The 17,238-nt window shown below is 65.3% G+C and carries 21 protein-coding genes; 16 read left to right on the plus strand and 5 right to left on the minus strand.

Features of this window, described 5'->3' with window-relative positions; genetic code table 11:
- Positions 1 to 3: 3 nt before the first annotated feature.
- The 4 genes from ntrB (at position 4) to AC1ROT_RS12010 (ending at position 4,539) form a co-directional block, all read left to right on the plus strand.
- Positions 4 to 843: a nitrate ABC transporter permease gene (gene ntrB / locus AC1ROT_RS11995; RefSeq protein WP_492973549.1), complete on the plus strand. Its 840-nt coding sequence runs from the start codon at positions 4 to 6 to the stop codon at positions 841 to 843.
- A gap of 5 nt (positions 844 to 848) precedes the next feature.
- On the plus strand, positions 849 to 1,700 hold the full coding sequence (locus tag AC1ROT_RS12000; protein WP_492973548.1) for an ABC transporter ATP-binding protein: 852 nt from the start codon (positions 849 to 851) through the stop codon (positions 1,698 to 1,700).
- Positions 1,701 to 1,727: 27 nt separating this feature from the next.
- Positions 1,728 to 2,177, plus strand: coding sequence for a cyanase (gene cynS, locus AC1ROT_RS12005; protein ID WP_492973547.1), 450 nt, complete (start codon positions 1,728 to 1,730; stop codon positions 2,175 to 2,177).
- 211 nt (positions 2,178 to 2,388) lie between these two features.
- Positions 2,389 to 4,539 carry a methyl-accepting chemotaxis protein gene (locus tag AC1ROT_RS12010; protein ID WP_492999237.1) on the plus strand — a complete coding sequence of 717 codons (2,151 nt, stop codon included), beginning with the start codon at positions 2,389 to 2,391 and terminating at the stop codon, positions 4,537 to 4,539.
- Positions 4,540 to 4,558: 19 nt separating this feature from the next.
- Here AC1ROT_RS12010 and AC1ROT_RS12015 read toward each other — a convergent pair whose 3' ends face one another.
- Genes AC1ROT_RS12015 through AC1ROT_RS12025 form a run of 3 tightly spaced genes read right to left on the minus strand, consistent with a single transcriptional unit; the run spans position 4,559 to position 6,776 of the window.
- On the minus strand, positions 4,559 to 5,044 hold the full coding sequence (locus AC1ROT_RS12015; RefSeq protein WP_492973545.1) for a hypothetical protein: 486 nt from the start codon (positions 5,042 to 5,044) through the stop codon (positions 4,559 to 4,561).
- Positions 5,045 to 5,046: 2 nt separating this feature from the next.
- Positions 5,047 to 6,255 carry a dual-specificity RNA methyltransferase RlmN gene (gene rlmN / locus AC1ROT_RS12020; protein ID WP_492973544.1) on the minus strand — a complete coding sequence of 403 codons (1,209 nt, stop codon included), beginning with the start codon at positions 6,253 to 6,255 and terminating at the stop codon, positions 5,047 to 5,049.
- Positions 6,252 to 6,776 carry an invasion associated locus B family protein gene (locus tag AC1ROT_RS12025; protein ID WP_492999239.1) on the minus strand — a complete coding sequence of 175 codons (525 nt, stop codon included), beginning with the start codon at positions 6,774 to 6,776 and terminating at the stop codon, positions 6,252 to 6,254. Before AC1ROT_RS12025 ends, rlmN begins: the two co-directional genes overlap by 4 nt.
- 247 nt (positions 6,777 to 7,023) lie before the next feature.
- Between AC1ROT_RS12025 and AC1ROT_RS12030 the strand changes: the two genes are divergently transcribed.
- The 3 genes from AC1ROT_RS12030 to AC1ROT_RS12040 all read left to right on the plus strand — a co-directional run bounded on the left by AC1ROT_RS12030 (position 7,024) and on the right by AC1ROT_RS12040 (position 8,729).
- On the plus strand, positions 7,024 to 7,581 hold the full coding sequence (locus tag AC1ROT_RS12030) for a sigma-70 family RNA polymerase sigma factor (protein ID WP_492999240.1): 558 nt from the start codon (positions 7,024 to 7,026) through the stop codon (positions 7,579 to 7,581).
- A 141-nt stretch (positions 7,582 to 7,722) separates the two neighbouring features.
- A complete protein-coding gene (locus AC1ROT_RS12035) occupies positions 7,723 to 8,301 on the plus strand; it encodes a PAS domain-containing protein (protein WP_492973541.1) in 579 nt (192 codons plus the stop codon).
- Positions 8,302 to 8,372: 71 nt separating this feature from the next.
- Entirely contained in the window at positions 8,373 to 8,729 is a 357-nt protein-coding gene (locus tag AC1ROT_RS12040; RefSeq protein WP_492973540.1) for a hypothetical protein, read from the plus strand.
- Here AC1ROT_RS12040 and AC1ROT_RS12045 read toward each other — a convergent pair whose 3' ends face one another.
- On the minus strand, positions 8,730 to 9,647 hold the full coding sequence (locus AC1ROT_RS12045) for an NHL repeat-containing protein (protein WP_492999242.1): 918 nt from the start codon (positions 9,645 to 9,647) through the stop codon (positions 8,730 to 8,732). It lies immediately after the preceding gene.
- Between the two features lie 82 nt (positions 9,648 to 9,729).
- Here AC1ROT_RS12045 and sppA point away from each other — a divergent pair, with 82 nt between their 5' ends.
- The 5 genes from sppA to AC1ROT_RS12070 are packed head-to-tail and all read left to right on the plus strand — an operon-like array spanning position 9,730 to position 13,516.
- Positions 9,730 to 10,656 carry a signal peptide peptidase SppA gene (gene sppA / locus AC1ROT_RS12050; RefSeq protein ID WP_492973538.1) on the plus strand — a complete coding sequence of 309 codons (927 nt, stop codon included), beginning with the start codon at positions 9,730 to 9,732 and terminating at the stop codon, positions 10,654 to 10,656.
- A gap of 39 nt (positions 10,657 to 10,695) precedes the next feature.
- Entirely contained in the window at positions 10,696 to 10,998 is a 303-nt protein-coding gene (gene ihfB, locus AC1ROT_RS12055; RefSeq protein WP_492973537.1) for an integration host factor subunit beta, read from the plus strand.
- A 19-nt stretch (positions 10,999 to 11,017) separates the two neighbouring features.
- The gene (locus tag AC1ROT_RS12060) at positions 11,018 to 11,341 is read left to right on the plus strand and encodes a LapA family protein (RefSeq protein WP_492973536.1); all 324 of its coding nucleotides are present in this window, start codon (positions 11,018 to 11,020) and stop codon (positions 11,339 to 11,341) included.
- Positions 11,342 to 11,354: 13 nt separating this feature from the next.
- Complete coding sequence (lhpI, locus tag AC1ROT_RS12065) at positions 11,355 to 12,299, plus strand: bifunctional Delta(1)-pyrroline-2-carboxylate/Delta(1)-piperideine-2-carboxylate reductase (protein ID WP_492973535.1); 945 nt, start codon at positions 11,355 to 11,357, stop codon at positions 12,297 to 12,299.
- Positions 12,296 to 13,516: an NAD(P)/FAD-dependent oxidoreductase gene (locus AC1ROT_RS12070; RefSeq protein WP_492999245.1), complete on the plus strand. Its 1,221-nt coding sequence runs from the start codon at positions 12,296 to 12,298 to the stop codon at positions 13,514 to 13,516. The genes lhpI and AC1ROT_RS12070 overlap by 4 nt, the downstream gene beginning before the upstream one ends.
- Here AC1ROT_RS12070 and ddpX read toward each other — a convergent pair.
- Entirely contained in the window at positions 13,453 to 14,025 is a 573-nt protein-coding gene (gene ddpX, locus AC1ROT_RS12075; RefSeq protein WP_492999246.1) for a D-alanyl-D-alanine dipeptidase, read from the minus strand. The genes AC1ROT_RS12070 and ddpX overlap by 64 nt on opposite strands.
- Before the next feature lie 56 nt (positions 14,026 to 14,081).
- On the opposite strand from ddpX, the gene tsaB reads away from it, so the two are divergent.
- From tsaB to AC1ROT_RS12095, 4 genes are all read left to right on the plus strand, one after another.
- Positions 14,082 to 15,203, plus strand: a complete 1,122-nt coding sequence (tsaB, locus tag AC1ROT_RS12080; RefSeq protein WP_492999247.1) for a tRNA (adenosine(37)-N6)-threonylcarbamoyltransferase complex dimerization subunit type 1 TsaB — start codon at positions 14,082 to 14,084, stop codon at positions 15,201 to 15,203.
- 131 nt (positions 15,204 to 15,334) lie between these two features.
- Positions 15,335 to 15,769, plus strand: coding sequence for a Ros/MucR family transcriptional regulator (locus tag AC1ROT_RS12085; RefSeq protein ID WP_492999249.1), 435 nt, complete (start codon positions 15,335 to 15,337; stop codon positions 15,767 to 15,769).
- Positions 15,770 to 15,889: 120 nt separating this feature from the next.
- Entirely contained in the window at positions 15,890 to 16,318 is a 429-nt protein-coding gene (locus AC1ROT_RS12090) for a Fur family transcriptional regulator (protein WP_492973530.1), read from the plus strand.
- Between the two features lie 26 nt (positions 16,319 to 16,344).
- Positions 16,345 to 17,187: a lysophospholipid acyltransferase family protein gene (locus AC1ROT_RS12095; RefSeq protein WP_492999251.1), complete on the plus strand. Its 843-nt coding sequence runs from the start codon at positions 16,345 to 16,347 to the stop codon at positions 17,185 to 17,187.
- Positions 17,188 to 17,238: the final 51 nt, after the last annotated feature.

A 17,238-nucleotide genomic window follows, 5' to 3' on the forward strand; every position in this document is an offset into this window, starting at 1 on the left:
TTGATGAAGATGTCGTTCCGCCTGCGTGCCGCCATCGTATCCCTGGCGCTCCTGCTGTCGTTGCTCGGGGCCTGGCATATCGCCACCTCGGGCACCGGCGCCACCCAGGCCATGGATCCCGAATATGCCAAGCTCATGGGGCTGACCGCCACCCAGGGCAAATCGGCCATGCCGGGGCCGCTGGATGTGGGCAAGGTGCTGTGGGCGCATCTGGCTGATCCTTTCTACATCAAGGGTCCGAACGATCAGGGCATCGGCGTGCAGCTCGGCTGGTCGATCCTGCGCGTGGCCCTGGGTTTCGGCCTCGCCGTCATCGTCGCCGTGCCGCTCGGTTTCCTGATCGGGCTGTCGCCGCTGTTCCGCCAGGCTCTCGATCCCTTCATTCAGGTCATGCGGCCGGTGTCGCCGCTGGCCTGGATGCCGCTGGCGCTCTACACCATCAAGGACTCAGCGATCTCGTCGATCTTCGTCATCTTCATCTGCTCGGTCTGGCCGATGCTGACCAACACGGCCTTCGCGGTGGCCAATGTGCGGCGCGAATGGCTGAATGTGGCGCGCACCCTGGAGGTCGGCACCTTCCGCAAGATCTTCCGTGTCATCCTGCCCGCCGCCGCACCCACCATCCTCACCGGCATGCGCATTTCGATCTCGATTGCTTGGCTGGTGATCGTGGCGGCCGAGATGCTCGTCGGCGGCACCGGCATCGGCTACTTCGTCTGGAACGAATGGAACAACCTGTCGATTGCCAATGTGATCAACGCCATCCTGTTCATCGGCGTGATCGGCATGCTGCTCGACCAGTTCCTCGGCTTCCTAACCCGCCTCGTCACGTTCACCGAGTAAGTGCGATGAGCCAGCATTTCATTTCCGTCGAGGCGCTCAAGCGCCAGTTCCCCGGCGCCGACCAGGCGGTGTTCGAGGATCTGTGGTTCAGCATGGATAAGGGCGAGTTCGTCTGCATCATCGGCCATTCCGGCTGCGGCAAGACCACCGTGCTCAACATCATGGCCGGGCTCGACAGCGCCACCGAGGGCGCCATCATCTTCGACGGCACGGCGATTGAAGGCCCGAGCCTGGAGCGCGCGGTGGTGTTCCAGGGCCACGCCCTGATGCCCTGGATGACCGTGCTCGACAACGTGATGTTCGCGGTGCAGTCGCGCTGGCCGAAATGGACCAGGTTCGAGGCCGCCGAACATGCGCGCAAATATATCGCCATGGTCGGTCTGGCCGGCGCGGAGGCCAAGAAGCCGTCGCAGCTGTCGGGCGGCATGAAGCAGCGCGTCGGCATCGCGCGCGCGCTCAGCATCGAGCCGAAAACGCTGCTGATGGACGAGCCCTTCTCGGCGCTGGATGCCCTGACGCGCGGCACGCTCCAGGACGAGGTTCTGCGCCTGCGCGCCACCACCAATCTCACCGTCTTCATGATTACCCATGATGTGGACGAAGCTATCCTGCTGGCCGACCGCATCGTGCTGATGACCAACGGGCCGGGCGCGAAGATCGCTGAAATCCTGGTCAACACCCTGCCCAAGACCCGCACGCGCGAAACCCTGCACCAGCTCGCCGAATACTACCCGATGCGCAATCACCTGCTGGATTTCCTGGTGCGGCGCTCGAAAAACTTCATCCCGCCGGCTGGCTGGGATGCGAAGAAACCGCCGCATGTGCGCCCCGCTGGCGTCAACGCGGCCGCTGAATAACCGTCAGAAAGCAGAGGAGAGAGACCCGTGAAGCGCGAAGCCGTTACCGAAAAGATCTGCGATGCCAAACGCCTGAAGGGCCTGACCTGGAAGGCCATCGCCAAGAAGATCGATCCCAAGGAATCCCATATCCTCATCACCGCCGCCCTGCTCGGCCAGATGAAGCTGGAGCCGGCGCAGGCCGCCAAGGCCGCCAAGCTGCTGGGCCTGGGCAAGATGGAGGAAAAGCTGCTCTGCGAGATCCCGTATCGCGGCTCCCTGCCACAGGTGCCGCCGACCGATCCGACCATCTATCGCTTCTACGAGCTGGTGCAGGTCTACGGCACCACGTGGAAGGAATTGATCCATGAGGAGTTCGGCGATGGCATCATGTCGGCCATCGATTTCAACATGACGATGGAACGCCTGCCCGACCCGAAGGGCGATCGCGTCAAGATCGTCATGACCGGCAAGTATCTCGAATACAAACGCTACTAAGCGGCGCCGCGTGCGGTTTGCGCAGGCTTCTCGCCCATGAGGATGATGGCAAACGGGATGCTGAAGGTTCAGCATCCCGTTTTTCGTGGCGGCAATTGCCCGCGGGCCGTGCGCTGAACGCAACTGAGGGGCGCAAAAGTTTTCTTGGCACGGAACATGCTTTGTTTTCAGTGAAAATTATAGGCATCGCAAAAGGCGATAGAGGTAGTGAATGCCCGGTCAGTCTCGCAGTCTTTCGGTGCTCGGATTTGTCGGCTATGCCGCCACGCAGCTCTACGAGGCGCGCCAGTTGTACAGCGAAGCGCCGGCGGCGGCGAAGGCCATCGGCTATGCCATCGCGGTCGGCGCGCTGGCCCATGATCTGCAGCGCGAGCGCGGCTCCAGCGCCCTGTTCATCGGCAGCAAGGGCACGCAGTTCCGCGAGCAGTTGAACGGCGCGCGCGGCGATCTCGACAATCGTGTGACCGAATTGCGCCGCGCCCTGCAGGATTGCCGCGGCCTCGCCCTGCTGGCGCCGTTGCTCGCGGCGGGCGCCGAGCTGAGCCAGGCGCTGGATTCGGCCCGCACCGCACGGCCGGCCATCGACCGGCTGGATCTGACCACCCAGCAATCCTTCGCCAACTGGACCGCGCCGATCCGTCAGGCGCTGGAGAGCGTGCGCAGCCTGGGCTATCTGCTGCAGAACATGGCGATCGCCCGCGGTCTCGATGCCTTTCTCGCCCTGCTGGAAGGCCTGGAAAAATCGGCGCAGGAGCGCGCCACCGGGTCAGGCGCGCTGGCGGCCGGCAAGTTCGAGTTGCCGATATTCCAGCGCTTCATGAGTCTGGGCTTCCTGCAGGAGGCCGATTTCACGGTGTTCAAGAGCCACGCCACGCCGGCGCAGGCCAAACAGTTCGACGATCTGCGCAGCGGGCCGCAATTCGCCGAAGTCGATACCCTGCGCAGCCGTATCTATCACAGCTTCGCGGCCGGCGAAGCGGCCGATATCGCCGCGCCGCACTGGTTCCAGGTTACGACAGCGCGTATCGACCAGATCTGCCGCGTGCGCGATCGCGTCGCGGCGGATCTGCAGGCGGCCTGCGCGGCGCTGCTCGAACAGAAACCGGATCGCCTTGCCGGCATCCTTGGTTTCTGCCTGATGCTGGGCTTGCCGGTGATTGCCACGGTTGCTGCTGCCGTGGGCGCCGGTGCGCGCCTTGGTCAGCTGCGACAGTCCTGGCGCGCCTGGCGCGGCCAGGCGGCGGCCCGTCGCAAATCCTCGCGGGATCGCCAGATGGTGCGTGACAATGAAAAACTGCAGCAGGCCGAGGCGGAAGCCCGGGAGCGGGTTTCGGCGGCCGAGGTCACCGATCTGGTCAACCGGCTGATTGCCGGCGATCTCTCCAGCCGTCTGGCGCAGGATGGCAAGAGCGGCTTTTTCCTCGATCTCAGCCAGCAGCTCAACCGCTTTGTGGAAATGCTGCAGCATATGATGGACGAGATGGCGCTGGTGACGGCGGCGCTCGGCGCCGGCGATCTCGCCCGCCAGGTGCAGGGCGACTATGCCGGCCTGTTCGGGCAGCTGAAAGACAGCACCAATGCGATGGCGGCTTTGCTCGGCGATTTCTCCGGCCGTCTGGCTGAAAGCGCCACCGCGGTGAAAACCGCGTCTGCAGAGATTTCATCGGGCAGCCTCGATCTCGCCCAGCGCAGCGAAAGCCAGGCCGCGGCGCTGGAAGAGACGGCGGCGACCATGCAGCAGATCACCGCCACCGTGAAGCAGAATGCCGATAACGCCACACGCGCCGACGGCCTCAGCCATAATGCCCGCAGCACGGCAGCGCAGAGCGGCACCGTGGTGCAGGGCGTGATCGCGGCCATGCAGCAGATCGAGGCCAGTGCGTCGAAAATCGGCGATATCGTCGCGGTGATGAACGAGATCGCTTTCCAGACCAACCTGCTGGCGCTGAATGCCAGCGTCGAGGCGGCCCGGGCCGGCGATGCCGGCAAGGGCTTTGCCGTCGTCGCCCACGAAGTGCGCGCGCTGGCACAGCGTTCGGCCAATGCGGCAAAGGAAATCCGCAACCTGATCGAGGCGTCCAACGGCCATGTGCGCGACGGTGCCGCCCTGGTCGACAAGGCCGGCGCTTCGCTGGATGAGGTGAATACGGCGATCCGCGGCGTGTCCGACATCATCGCCGAGATCGCGGCAGCGTCACGTGAACAGGCCACGGGCCTCGAACAGGTGAATATGGCGGTGGCGCAGATGGATCAGACCACCCAGCGCAATGCGGCCCTGGTGGAAGAGACCACGGCCTCGGCCCAGGCGCTGTCGCACCAGGCCACCGAACTGGCCGAGCTGGTCGGGTTCTTCCGGCGCTAATACGCCGGACGGCCCGGCCTCAGTAAATAATGTTGCTCAGCACATCCAGCACTTCGCCGCTGGCCGTGTGCACCATCACCACATCCTTGGCAATGATGATGCGCTCGGTACCAGGACGGGCCGGCGGCAGGTCGCGCAGCAGCGGCCCCGGCAGGCGGGGCGCTTCGGCCAGCACCACTGGCGGCAGCTGCGAACCCCGTGCGGGGATTGCGGTCAGGCCGGCGGGCAGGGCGCGTTCGTAGCGTTTCTGACGCGCGGCGCGTTTCTGCTTCTGGCGCACACGCTCGAAATACAGCGGGATCAGCCACTGTTCGGTGTGATTGAAGGCCACGTTCTCATCCACATTCGTCAGCACCGGCGGCGCTGCGAGGGGCTGGATCGCGGTGCTGATCTGCGACTGGGCCGGCGGCGGTGCCAGGCCCGGCCCCTGCAGCAGGTTCTGGGCCTGCGCGGCGGCAGCCGGCAGGGCAGTGGCAAGCAGGGCGGCGGCGAACAGGCTGCGCATGGTCAGGCCGGCAGGGCGGCGGCGGCCGCGTCTTTGGCCGCCTGCTCGCGCAGGATATCGGCCTTGCTGCGTTTCACGCTGGCGGATTTGAGCTGGCCGCAGGCGGCCATGATGTCGCGGCCGCGCGGCGTGCGCACCGGCGAGGAATAGCCGGCGTTGAAGACGATATCGCTGAACTTGCGGATCGCCTCGTCGCTCGAGCATTCATAGGGCGCGTTGGGCCAGGGGTTGAACGGAATCAGGTTCACCTTGGCCGGCACGCCCTTCAGCAGCCGCACCAGCTCTTTCGCATCGGCCGGCGTGTCGTTCACGCCCTTCAGCATCACATATTCAAAGGTGATGCGGCGCGCGTTGCTCAGGCCGGGATAGCTGGCGCAGGCGGCCATCAGGTCCTTGATCGGGTATTTCTTGTTGATCGGCACGATCACGTCGCGAATGTCGTCGCGCACCGCATGCAGGCTGATCGCCAGGTTGACACCCAGCTCGGCGCCGCAGCGCGCGATCATCGGCACCACGCCGGCGGTGGAGAGCGTGATGCGGCGCTTGGAGATGGCGATGCCTTCGCCGTCCATCACGATCTTCAGCGCCTTGGCGACACTGTCGAAATTGTACAGCGGCTCGCCCATGCCCATCATCACGATGTTGGACAGCATGCGGCCGTCCGGCGGCGAGGGCCATTCGTTCAGGTGATCGCGGGCCAGCATCACCTGGCCGACGATCTCGGCAGCGTTAAGGTTGCGCACCAGCTTCATAGTGCCGGTGTGGCAGAAGCGGCAGGTCAGCGTACAGCCGACCTGGCTGGAGACGCAGAGCGCGCCGCGATCGTCCTCGGGGATATGCACGCATTCGGCTTCTTCGCCGTCGGCGAAGCGGATCAGCCATTTGCGCGTGCCGTCGGTGCTTTTCAGATCCGTGCTGGCCGTGGGCCGGCCGACGCTGAAATGATGACTGAGACGCTCGCGCAGGTCTTTCGACAGCGTGGTCATCGCGGCAAAGTCGCGGCTGCCGCGATAGTAGATCCAGTGCCAGAGCTGGCTGGCGCGCATCTTCGCGCCCTTCTCGGCTTCACCGGCCGCCACCAGGGCCGCGGCGATTTCGGCGCGCGTCAGGCCCAGCAGCTCGGTGCGGCCATCGGCTGCTGCCGGCGCGCGGTCGCCGACGCGGACATCCTCGACGATGGCGGCAGAAGAGGAGAGCGCCGGAATGCTCATGACGTCGCCGGCAGGCCACAGGCCTTGTCGATGGCCTGCAGGGCCGGCATGAAGCCGCCCAGGTCATAGGTGTCGGTGGTCTTGGTGCCGCGGGCGGACTCGCCCTTCACCACCAGGGATTTGCCCTTGCGCAGGGCATCGACCAGCTTCTGGTCGACGGATGAATCGGAGGCCCAGGCGGCCTCCTGGTGGGTGAACATCTCCACCGTGGTGGGGCCGATCACCGCCTGCGCCGGCGTGGCATCCTTCAGCGTGTAGCCGAAATAGATGCTGACCTCGTTGCGGATCTTTTCCTTCGGCTTGTGCGTCACCAGGATATAGATCTCGCCGCGCTTGGCGGCTGCCGGTTCCTTCTTCTGCGGCAGCGCATGCAGGTAGCAGAGCTTGGCGCCCTTGTCGGTATGCTCGTAGGCATCCCAGCCGCTGAAGCTGCCGATCTTTTTCGTCTCGGGTTTGGCGGCCGTCGGCTTGGCCTCCTGCTTCTTCGCCTGTGCCAGGGCAGGGCTGCCGAGGGCACACACGCCGAGGGCAAGCCCGATGGTAAGGGCAGGCAACAGGAGGAGCGAGGCGAGCGTCTGAGCTGCGGATCGATTAGCCGTGTTGTCGGTCATGGCGGCGAACATAGCGGGGCGGATAGGCGATTTCCACCCGATTTCATGGCGACATCATGGCAACCGTCACAGCGTTCACGGGTTGTTGTCTAAGCCATTGGCTGGCTTGTCTTATCCCTGATCTTCCCGCACCATTGCGCCATGATCGGGCGCCCCCATGGACCGTGAACGGCAGGCAGAGCTGATGGCCGCGGTGGCGCAGGCCGGCGATCGGGCGGCTTTTGCGCGGCTGTACGAGCATTTCGCCCCCCGGGTGAAAGCCTATCTGATGCGTCTGGGCACGCCCGAAGATGCCGCCGAGGAACTGGCCCAGGAAAGCCTGATCCTGGCCTGGCGCCGGGCGGCGAGTTTCGATGCGGCGCAGGCCTCGGTGGCCACTTGGCTGTTCACCATCGCGCGCAACAAACGCATCGACCGGCTGCGGCGCGAACGCCGGCCCGAATTCGATCCCAACGATCCGGCCCTGATCCCCGACCCCGAGCCGGCGCCGGATCAGGGCCTGGATGTGGCGCAGGACGAGGCCCGGCTGCGCGTTGCGCTGCAGACCCTGCCGGCGGAACAGATTAAGCTGCTGCAGCTCGCTTTCTTTTCCGATCTGTCGCACCGGGATATCGCCATACGGGAAAACCTGCCGCTCGGCACGGTGAAGTCGCGTATCCGTCTGGCATTGGCCAGACTGAAAGGGCAGCTTGAAATCGGTAAATCCGACCAATAAGCGTCCCCGGCGATATTTTAAACCTCAATCATACGCGGTCAGGTTGCAACCCATTGAATCCGAATGGGAATTGCATGACTGTCGGATCATGTTACCGCATTCCGATTCGTCTGGTCGGCTTAATTAAGAGTTCCCGTATCCGTGTCAGCCGGCCACTCCCTGCCATTTGCCGACGATCGCATCCTGCTGAACCTGGCCGCCTACTGGTCGGCCAAGCGGGGCGCCCATCCACTGCCGCCGCGCAGCGCCATCGATCCGCTCGACATGCCGCGCCGTCTGTTGCCGCATCTGGCACTGGCCGAGCGCACCGGACAGGGTTCCGAATTCCGGTTCCGCCTGGTCGGCACCGAGCTGGTGCAGCGCTTTGGCCGCGACGCCACCGGCAAGACCAGCACCGAACTGTATCCGACCGGTGATTACCGCCCGTATCTGGAAGGCATCTACGACATCGTTTTCGACAAGGCGCAGCCCTTCTTTGTCGAGAATGTGCGGGCCTGGGCCGAGGAAGGCCATGGCCGCATGCGTCGCCTGCTGCTGCCGATGGCGGCCGAAGCCGGCGAAAGCCGCGTCGCCTTTGTACTCAGCGCCGTGAGCTGGTCGCCGGCCGATCCCGTGGCGGGTCATCAGCCGGTGCCCTCGCGCCAGCGCCAGATTGCGGTGGAGGCCCTGGAAAAAGGCGTGCTGCAGGCCACCTTCCGCGGCCTGCTCGATCCGCCTTAAGCCGGATTGATCCGCCGCACGATCCCTCTATAGTCCGGCGCAACAAGAAACAGGCGTCAGGCGAGGACATCATGGACGATCCCTTCATCACCATCACCGGCGGCTGTCTGATCGTGCTGGTGGTGCTGGCCGGCTGGTCGACGGTGCAGTACGAACTCAACGCCACCACCCAGTGGCGCATCGCCAAATACGCCACCAACGTGATCTCGCTGGTGCTCGGCTTCGGGCTGGGCCAGGCCATTGCCCTGAAGGTCGGCGCCATGCGTGGCATCCCGCCGGATAACATGCTGCTCACCGTGGTTGGCAGTTTTGGCGGCGCCTTCATCGCCATGTGGGCGATCCAGATGGTGGAATATGCCGTCCGTCGCCGCCACGGGCTCGACCCGCTGCCCTATCGCCTGGTGCGCTTCGATCTGTTTCGTTGGTAGCTACTTCAGCGCCGCCGGATCGAAACTGAACAGCAGCGGGAAAAATGTCTTCCAGCTGTTCCAGCGCTGCGAGCCGGCCTCAGAGATGCTCCAGAGCAGACCATCGGCGCCGCGCGCCAGGTCTTCCAGCCCGGCCATCGCCGGATACTCCGCCAGCACCGCGCCGTTCTGCGTGTCGATGCTATAAAGCCGTCCCATGCTGCCGTTGCTGGCGCTGAGCCAGAGATTGCCCTGCGCATCGAAGGTGGCGCCCTGGATATGGAAAGGTAGGGCCAGACTGCGCGCGGCTTCCGCCATGCGGAAGGGCTTGTCGCTGCCGTTGAACACCATGGCCGGATCGGCGGCGACCAGCCGGGCGGCCGTATCGTCGCGGCTGTAGCGGCCGAACCACAGCAGCCGCCCGTCGAAGCTGAGGAAGTTGCTGCCCAGCGCCGGATCTTTTTCCAGCTTGCGCGGCTTGCCGACGATGACGGCGCGGCCGGCCTGCAGCGAGCGCGGCAGATCGAAGGCATAGAGCGCGCGGCCGCTGTCGGCGAGGAACAGCAGGCCGCCATCGGGCGTGGCGGCCAGGCCATCGGCATGGCCGATGCTGTCGGGCAGGTCGAACCCGCCGACCACGGCGCCGTTCTTAGGATCGACAGCGAAGATTTTCGCCGGACCGCGATTGGTCTGCTGCTCGGTGCTGCGATAGGTGCCGACAAAGATCGTGTCGCGCACAAAGGTCAGGCCCTGCGGCACATAGCCCTCGTTCAGGCCCGGCGCCCAGAAGCGGCTGCGGATCGCCGCGTCCATCGGGGTTTTCGACAGGCTGCGCTCGGTATAGCGCGGCGCCTCGCCGCCAGGCACATCTTGGATCGGGCTCTGACCCTGGGCGGGCAGGGCCAACAGAAGCAGGCCGGCAAAGATAAGGGAGCGCATACGGGAACTGTAACCGCAGCGGGGCGGTTTTGTCTGCCTCGCTCCCTTGGCAAAAACCGAAGTGCTGCCTAAGTTTACCCTCATGTCCGATACCGATGCCTGGCTGGAACGCCGCAAGCTCAACCGCCGCCTGACCTGGTGGCGCTTCATCGCCGTGATCGCGGTGCTCGCCGTCGCGGTCATTGGCCTGTACCGCCTCGACCCCGGCAATGTGATCCGCGGTCATCAGGTGCATGTGGCCCGTCTGGAGATCAGCGGCGTTATCAGCGAAAACGACTGGTGGATGGAAAAGCTGCAGGAGGTGGCGGCGGATGACCGCGCCCGTGCGCTCATCCTGCATATCAACAGCCCCGGCGGCAGCACCTATGGCGGCGAGGCGCTGTTCCAGGCCATTCGCAAGGTGTCCGAGAAAAAGCCCGTGGTGGCGGTGATCGGCACGCTTGGCGCCTCCGCCGGCTACATGATCGCCATCGCCGGCGACCATGTTCTGGCGCGTGAAACCTCGCTCACCGGCTCGATCGGCGTGCTGTTCCAGACTGCGGAATTCTCCAAACTGATGGAAAAGGTCGGCGTCAGCGCCGAAACCATCACCTCGGGCGCGCTCAAGGCCGAGCCGAATCCGACCAAGCCGATGAGCCCGGCCGGCCGGGCCCAGATCCAGGCCATGGTCAATGAAACCCACAGCTGGTTCGTCGGCCTGGTGGCCGACCGCCGCAATCTGCCGGTCGAGAAGGTCCGCCAGCTGGCCGATGGCCGGGTCTATTCCGGCCGCGCGGCGCTGGATAATGGCCTGATCGACGGCCTGGGCGGCCTGGCCGAGGCCCGGGCCTGGCTCGCCGGACAGCGCGGCATCAGCGCCGATTTGCCCCTCCGCGACGTGCCGCCGGACCCGCCGGCCGGCCTGCTGGACGGCCTGGGCAGCCGGACGGCCATCGCCCTCCTTGGAAAAAGCCTTTTCGGGGAAAGACTTAGGCTTGACGGCCTGACCTCGGTTTGGCACCCTGAGTAACGAACGAGGGGGCCCGCAGCCGCTGCGCAGGGAAAACCGATGATCAAGTCCGAACTCATCAACCGTCTGGCCGAACGTAACCAGCATCTGACGCAGCGCGATATCGAGCGCATCGTCGGCACGATCTTCGATGAGATCGCCAACGCACTCTCGCGCGGCGATCGTGTTGAATTGCGCGGTTTCGGTGCATTTTCTGTGAAACGCCGTCCGGCGCGCACGGGTCGCAATCCGCGCACCGGCACAGCCGTGGACGTGCAGGAAAAGTTCGTGCCCTTCTTCAAGACGGGCAAGGAACTGCGCCAGAAGCTCAATCTCTCGGGCAAGTCGTCCGACACCGAGTAATTTTCCAGCGGGGGTCCGCATGCGCTTTCTGCGCGTTTTTCTGGGCGCCCTGCTTCTCCTGATCCTGGTGGTGTTTGCGGTCGCCAACAAGAATCCGGTGACGGTCAGCATCGATCCGTTGCCCTTCGAGGTCGAGCTGCCGCTCTACCTGCTGGTTTTCCTTGTCTTCTTTGTCGGTCTGATCCTCGGCGCGGTGTTCGGCCGGTTCAATGCATGGTCGGCGGCGCGCCAGAAGGCCGCGCGCCAGCGCCAGGCCGAGATCAAGCTGGCGGCGCAGAAGCCGGCCGACCAGACGCCAGCCGCATCGGCATTGCCGCCGTTGCCGCCGGCGCCGCTCGCCTGACCCGGCTCCGCCCATGCGCAGTATCGATGCCGCCGCCGTCCATGCGGCTCTGCCCTACGGAAAACTGATTCCGCATCTGCGCGCCGCCTTTCAGGCCGGCGGCGAGGTGCCGGTGCGCAGCCATTTCCATATCGACGATCCGCAGGGCGGCCCGGGCGGTACGCTGCTGATTATGCCGGCCTGGCAGCCCGGGCGGCATATCGGCATCAAGGCGGTCAGTGTCTACCCGGACAACCCGAAGGCGGGGTTGCCGTCGGTGATCGGCGCCTATCTGCTGTTCGATGCGCGCACCGGCGCGCCCAAGGCGGTGATCGATGGCGTCGCGCTCACGCTCCGTCGCACCGCCTGCGCGTCTGCTCTGGCCGCTGGTTATCTGGCACGTCAGGATGCACAGCATCTTCTGATGATTGGCGCCGGATCGCTGGCGCCGCATCTGATCCGCGCCCATTGCGCGGTGCGCCGTTACAAGCGCATCGAGATCTGGAATCGCAATCGCAGCAGCGCCGAAGTGCTGGCGGCGAAACTGACCGACCTGAATGCATCGATTGCCGTGGTCGACGATCTGGAGGCCTCGCAGCGCGTCGCCGACACGATTTCCTGTGCGACCTTAAGCCGCGAGCCGCTGGTGCGTGGCGACTGGCTCAAGCCCGGCACCCATGTCGATCTGGTCGGCGGCTTCACGCCGCAGATGCGCGAGGCCGACGACGCCACGCTGTCGCGCGGCGAGGTTTGGGTCGATACCCGCGAAGGCGCATTGAAAGAAGCCGGCGATCTCGTCGTGCCGATCAAGCACGGCCTGCTGAGTCCCGAGGATGTGCGCGGCGACCTGTTTGCCTTGTGCCGCAACGATGTCTTCGCCCGCAGCAACGATACCGAGGTCACCGTGTTCAAATCGGTCGGTACCGCGCTGGAAGATCTGGCGGCGGCCGAACTGGTGGTAGAGAGCCTGATGTCATGAAGACGGAAAACGGCATGAAGGTCATCATCGTCGGCGGCGGCATCATGGGCCTCAGCAGTGCCTGGGCTTTGCGCCGCAATGGTGCCGATGTCACGCTGATCGAGCAGGGCACGCTGCCCAATCCGCTCGGCTCCTCGGTCGACCAGCATCGCCTCATCCGCTACCCCTATGGCGCGCAGGTGGGCTACACCCGCATGGTGCGCCATGCCTACCACGCCTGGGACCGGCTCTGGCGCGACCTGAAGATGACGCTCTATGCCGAGACCGGCACGCTGATCCTGAGCGGCGAGGGCGATGACTGGACGGCGAAATGCGCCGCCGTGCTGACCGAGGAAGAGGTCGAGCATCTCGCCTTCGATGCCGAAACCGTGGCCGGCCGCTATCCCATGCTGAACGAGGCCGGCCTGCAGGATGCCTTCTATTGTCCGTCCGGCGGCGTGTTGTTTGCCGAAGCCATCGTGGCGGCGCTGACCACGCATCTGCGCGACCGCGGCGTGCGCATTGCCACCGGTAAAACCGTCACCGCGGTGGATGCAGAGGCCGGCACGGTCACACTCGGCGAGCATGGCGCGCTGCAGGCCGACCGCGTGCTGGTGACGGCCGGGCCCTGGACCTCGAAACTGTTGCCCGGCCTGGCCGAAGTGTCGCGGCCGTCGCGCCAGGTGGTGGTGTATCTGCAGCCGCCGGCCGATCTGGGCACGGCCTGGTACAGCGCACCGATGCTGCTCGAAATCGGCCAGACGAAAGGCTTCTACGTTGTGCCGCCGCGCATCACCCGCGATGGCATGCGCACCGGCCTGAAGATCGGCGACCATCGTTTCGGCCTGACCGCCGATCCTTCCGCCGACCGCGAACCGAGGCCGGCAGAGATTACCGCCATTCTCGACAACGCCCGTCATCGCATCGCCAGTCTGGACGATTACAAAGTGGTGCAGGCCAAGACCTGCTTCTACGACGTGGAGATCGAGGAACGCTTCCAGTTCCGCACGCTGGGGCCGCGTGCCTATGCCTTCTGCGGCACGTCAGGCCATGGCTTCAAGTTCGGGCCGCTGGTCGGCGAGATGATCGGCGACGTGCTGTTTGAAAAAGCCGAGCCGCTGACCACGGCGCAATGGCTGTCCGGCGAAGTGGATCGCGTGGCGATCACCGCCGATCACATCACCCCGGACGGCGCCATCAGTTCCGTGCCGGCCGCCGCATCCGACAAGAGCGGATAGCGGCGCGGCTGGAACAGCTGGTAGTGCCACCATTCGTTGCGATAGAAATCCCAGCCCGCCGCCGTCATGATTCCCAACAGCAGCGCGCGGTTGCGTTGCTGCGCCGCGCCGATCTCCAGCACGCCATGGAAGGCCAGCGGCGTGAAGGCATCGAAATCCGTGCCCATGTCGAGTTCGTCGCCGGCGACATCCACCAGCGTCACATCCACGGCGGCGCCGCGCGAATGCGGCGAGCCCTTGCGCGGATCGGCCAGGAAAGTCGGATCGGGCGTGTGGTTCCACAAAGCCCAGGCGGCTTCGGTGGGACGGAAGGCATCGAACACCTTCAGCCGCAGGCCCATCTGGGCGGCCAGCTGAACGGCGTTTTTCAGCAGCCCTGCGGCTTCCGGGTTGAGGTAACAGCCGGCACGGGCATAGATCGGCGCACCGGTCAGGTTATCGGCCGTGGCATAGCGCAGGTCGATCAGGACCGGAAAGTCCGGCGGCTTGATCTCGACCAAAGCGGGCATCACTGCTACTCCATCACCATGAACACGCCTTCCTACTATCACCGGCCGGCGAACCCGTGAAGCTGCTGGCCCTCGATACCGCGCTGAACGCCTGCTCGGTCGCCATCACCGATGGGGATCGCGCTCTGGCGCGCGTGGTTTCGGCCGGCGGCAAGGGTCATGCCGAACGGCTGCTGGCGCTGATCGAGCAGGCACGGCTGGAAGCCGGGATCGAACTCGGCCAGCTGGACGGCATTGCCGCCACCATCGGGCCCGGCTCGTTCACGGGCATCCGTACGACGCTGGCCACCGCGCGCGGCCTCGGGCTCGCGCTCGGCAAACCGGTCTGGGGCGTGACCACCACGCAGGCACTGGCTGCCGCGGCGGCCCGGCCCGGGCAGGGCACGGTTGCGGCGATCGATGCGCGCCGCGACGAAGTCTATCTGCAGGTTTTCGCAGCAGACGGCACGACGGTCACCGAACCGCTGCTGCTGCCGCTCAAAGACGCGGCTGCCGCGATTCCACCCGGCGCGTTCATGCTGGTCGGCAGCGGTGCGGTGCTGCTCAAAGACGCCGCCGGCCACGCCGACCTGACGATATCGGATGCCGATCCCGATCCCGATCCGGTGCTGGTGGCCAGGCTGGCCCGCGCGATGCCGCGGCCCGACGCGTCACCGGCGCCGCTCTATATCCGTCCGCCGGACGCGGCCCTGCCGAAAGCGCCGCAGCCGCGCGCCGAACTGGCGGTCGGCATCGAATCCTGCGGCGGCGAAGCGGCTGCCGTGCTGGCCGCGCTGCATGCCGAAGCCTTCGCCGAGGGCGGCTGGACTGCCGACAGCCTGCGGAACCTGCTCGATATGCCGGGCGCGCTCTGCCTGGTCGCCCTGAATGGCACGCAGCCGGTGGGTTTCCTGCTGCTGCGCCAGGCTGCTGACGAAGCCGAGGTCATAACGCTCGCGGTGACGCCGCGGCTGCGGCGCCTGAATGTGGCGCGCCGGCTGCTGCAGGCCGGCTTTGCCCGGCTTGGCGCGCAGGGTGTTGCACGCTGTTTCCTTGAGGTCGCCTCCGACAACAAGCCCGCGCGCGGGCTTTATCTGGCGGCCGGCTTCGCCGAGGTCGGCCGCCGCGCCGCCTATTACCAGACCGCGGCCGGCCCGCGCGACGCCATCGTCATGCAGCGGCTGCTGGGGCAGGACTAAAGTACAAGTTGCAGGAATATTGCTGTGACACTTTGATTTTTGCCAAGAACGCACTGGATTTAGGCAGAATCGCTCCCTAGTTTAAGCATTGGCACGACGTTTTACTTGATCTGTTCATGGAGTTTGAGCCAATGCCGCAGTCCGCCGAGCGGTTACAGTTGCTGACGCTGACCGCCCAGATCGTCGCGGCGCATGTCGCACAGAACCGCATCGACACCGCCGAACTGCCGGCCCTGATCCGCCAGGTCCACGCCACCCTGGCTGGTCTCGACGGCACCACAGCGCAAACGCCGACGCCGGCCGGTGCTGCGACTGCGGAGCGCTCGCAACCCGCCGTGCCGGTGAAGAAATCGGTGACGCCGGATTTCATCATCTGCCTGGAAGACGGCAAGAAGCTGAAGATGCTCAAACGCCATCTGATGAGCCATTACAAGATGACGCCGGAGCAGTATCGCGAACGCTGGGGCCTGCCGGCCGATTACCCGATGGTGGCCCCCAATTATGCGCTGCATCGCCAGGTGCTGGCCAAGAAGATCGGGCTTGGCAAGGGCCGCCATCGCCGTTAAGACGGCGCATCACGGGAAATATGGCCCCCGGTCGAGTCGCGCCGCGCGTTTCATCGCTGGCGCGGCCGTGCTAAACTGCTGGGGCAGGGATCATTCACCAATAAAAAGGGCGTTCGGCGTATGAGCAGCCGCCTCGAACAACTTTGCGAACAACTTGGCATGCGGATGACCGACCAGCGGCGTGTGATCGCCCGGGTCCTCAGTTCCTCGCACGATCACCCCGATGTGGAAGAGCTGCATCGCCGCTCGGTGGCGGTGGATCCGCGCATCTCGATCGCCACGGTCTATCGCACCGTGCGCATGTTCGAGGAGAACGGCATCCTCAGCCGTCTCGATCTCGGCGACGGGCGTGCGCGCTACGAAGAAATGCCGGAGTCGCACCACGATCATCTGATCGACACGCGGTCGGGCAAGATCATCGAGTTCAACGATCCCGAGCTCGAGGCGCTGCAGGACAAGATCGCCGCGCGCCTGGGCTACAAGCTGGTCGATCACCGGCTGGAGCTCTTTGGCGTGCCGCTCGATGACAAGGACAAGAAGAAGGGCTGAGTCCCAGCCCTTCCGCAGCCATGGCCATGCGCGCACTCGTGACGCTCACCGTCTTTCTTGCCTGGACGGTGCTGCTGATCCCCGTCCAGATTCTGCTGATCCGTCTCAACAGTCCGTTGATGCGCAGCTTGCCGTATTTCTATCACCGCTCGGTGGCCTGGCTGCTGCGGGTGAAGGTGCGGCGCGTCGGCCAGCCGTCGGCCACGCGGCCGACGCTGTTCGCGTGCAATCATATCTCCTGGCTCGATATCGTGGTGCTGTCGGCGGCGATGCCGGATGTGAGTTTCATCGCCAAGCAGGAGGTGAACGAGTGGCCGTTCTTCGGCACGCTGGCGCGGCTGCAGCGCACGGTGTTTGTCGAACGCGAGCGCCGGTCGCGCACCGCCGAGCATCGCGATGAAATGGTCGAGCGCCTGCAGCAGGGCGACAGCCTGATCCTGTTCCCCGAAGGCACCTCGTCCGACGGCCTGCGCATCCTCACCTTCAAGTCGGCCTTCTTCGCCATGGCGGAAGCACCGGTGCATGGCCGCCATCTGACCGTGCAGCCGGTCAGCCTCGGCTATGCCAAGCTCAATCACATGCCGGTCGGCCGGCGCTGGATGCGGCTGTTTGCCTGGGTCGGCGACGAGGATCTGGTGCCGCATCTGTGGCGCTTCCTCAAGGCCGGTCCGAGCGAGGCGGTGGTGGAATTCCACACGGCCGTCACCATGGACCAGTTCAACTCGCGCAAGGGCCTTGCCGCCTGGTGCCACCAGCGCGTGGCCGAAGGCCTCAGCGACATCAATGCCGGCCGCGAAATCCCCGGTCCGCGCACGCCGCCGCAGAAACTGCCGGCCCCGAAGCCGCAGGACATTGTGGCCGAAGACTGAAGCCCCCATCACTCTTGCGAATAATTCTCAACTAAAATAAGCTCCCCGCAT

This window comes from Ferrovibrio sp. GW821-FHT12E11, assembly GCF_058806975.1.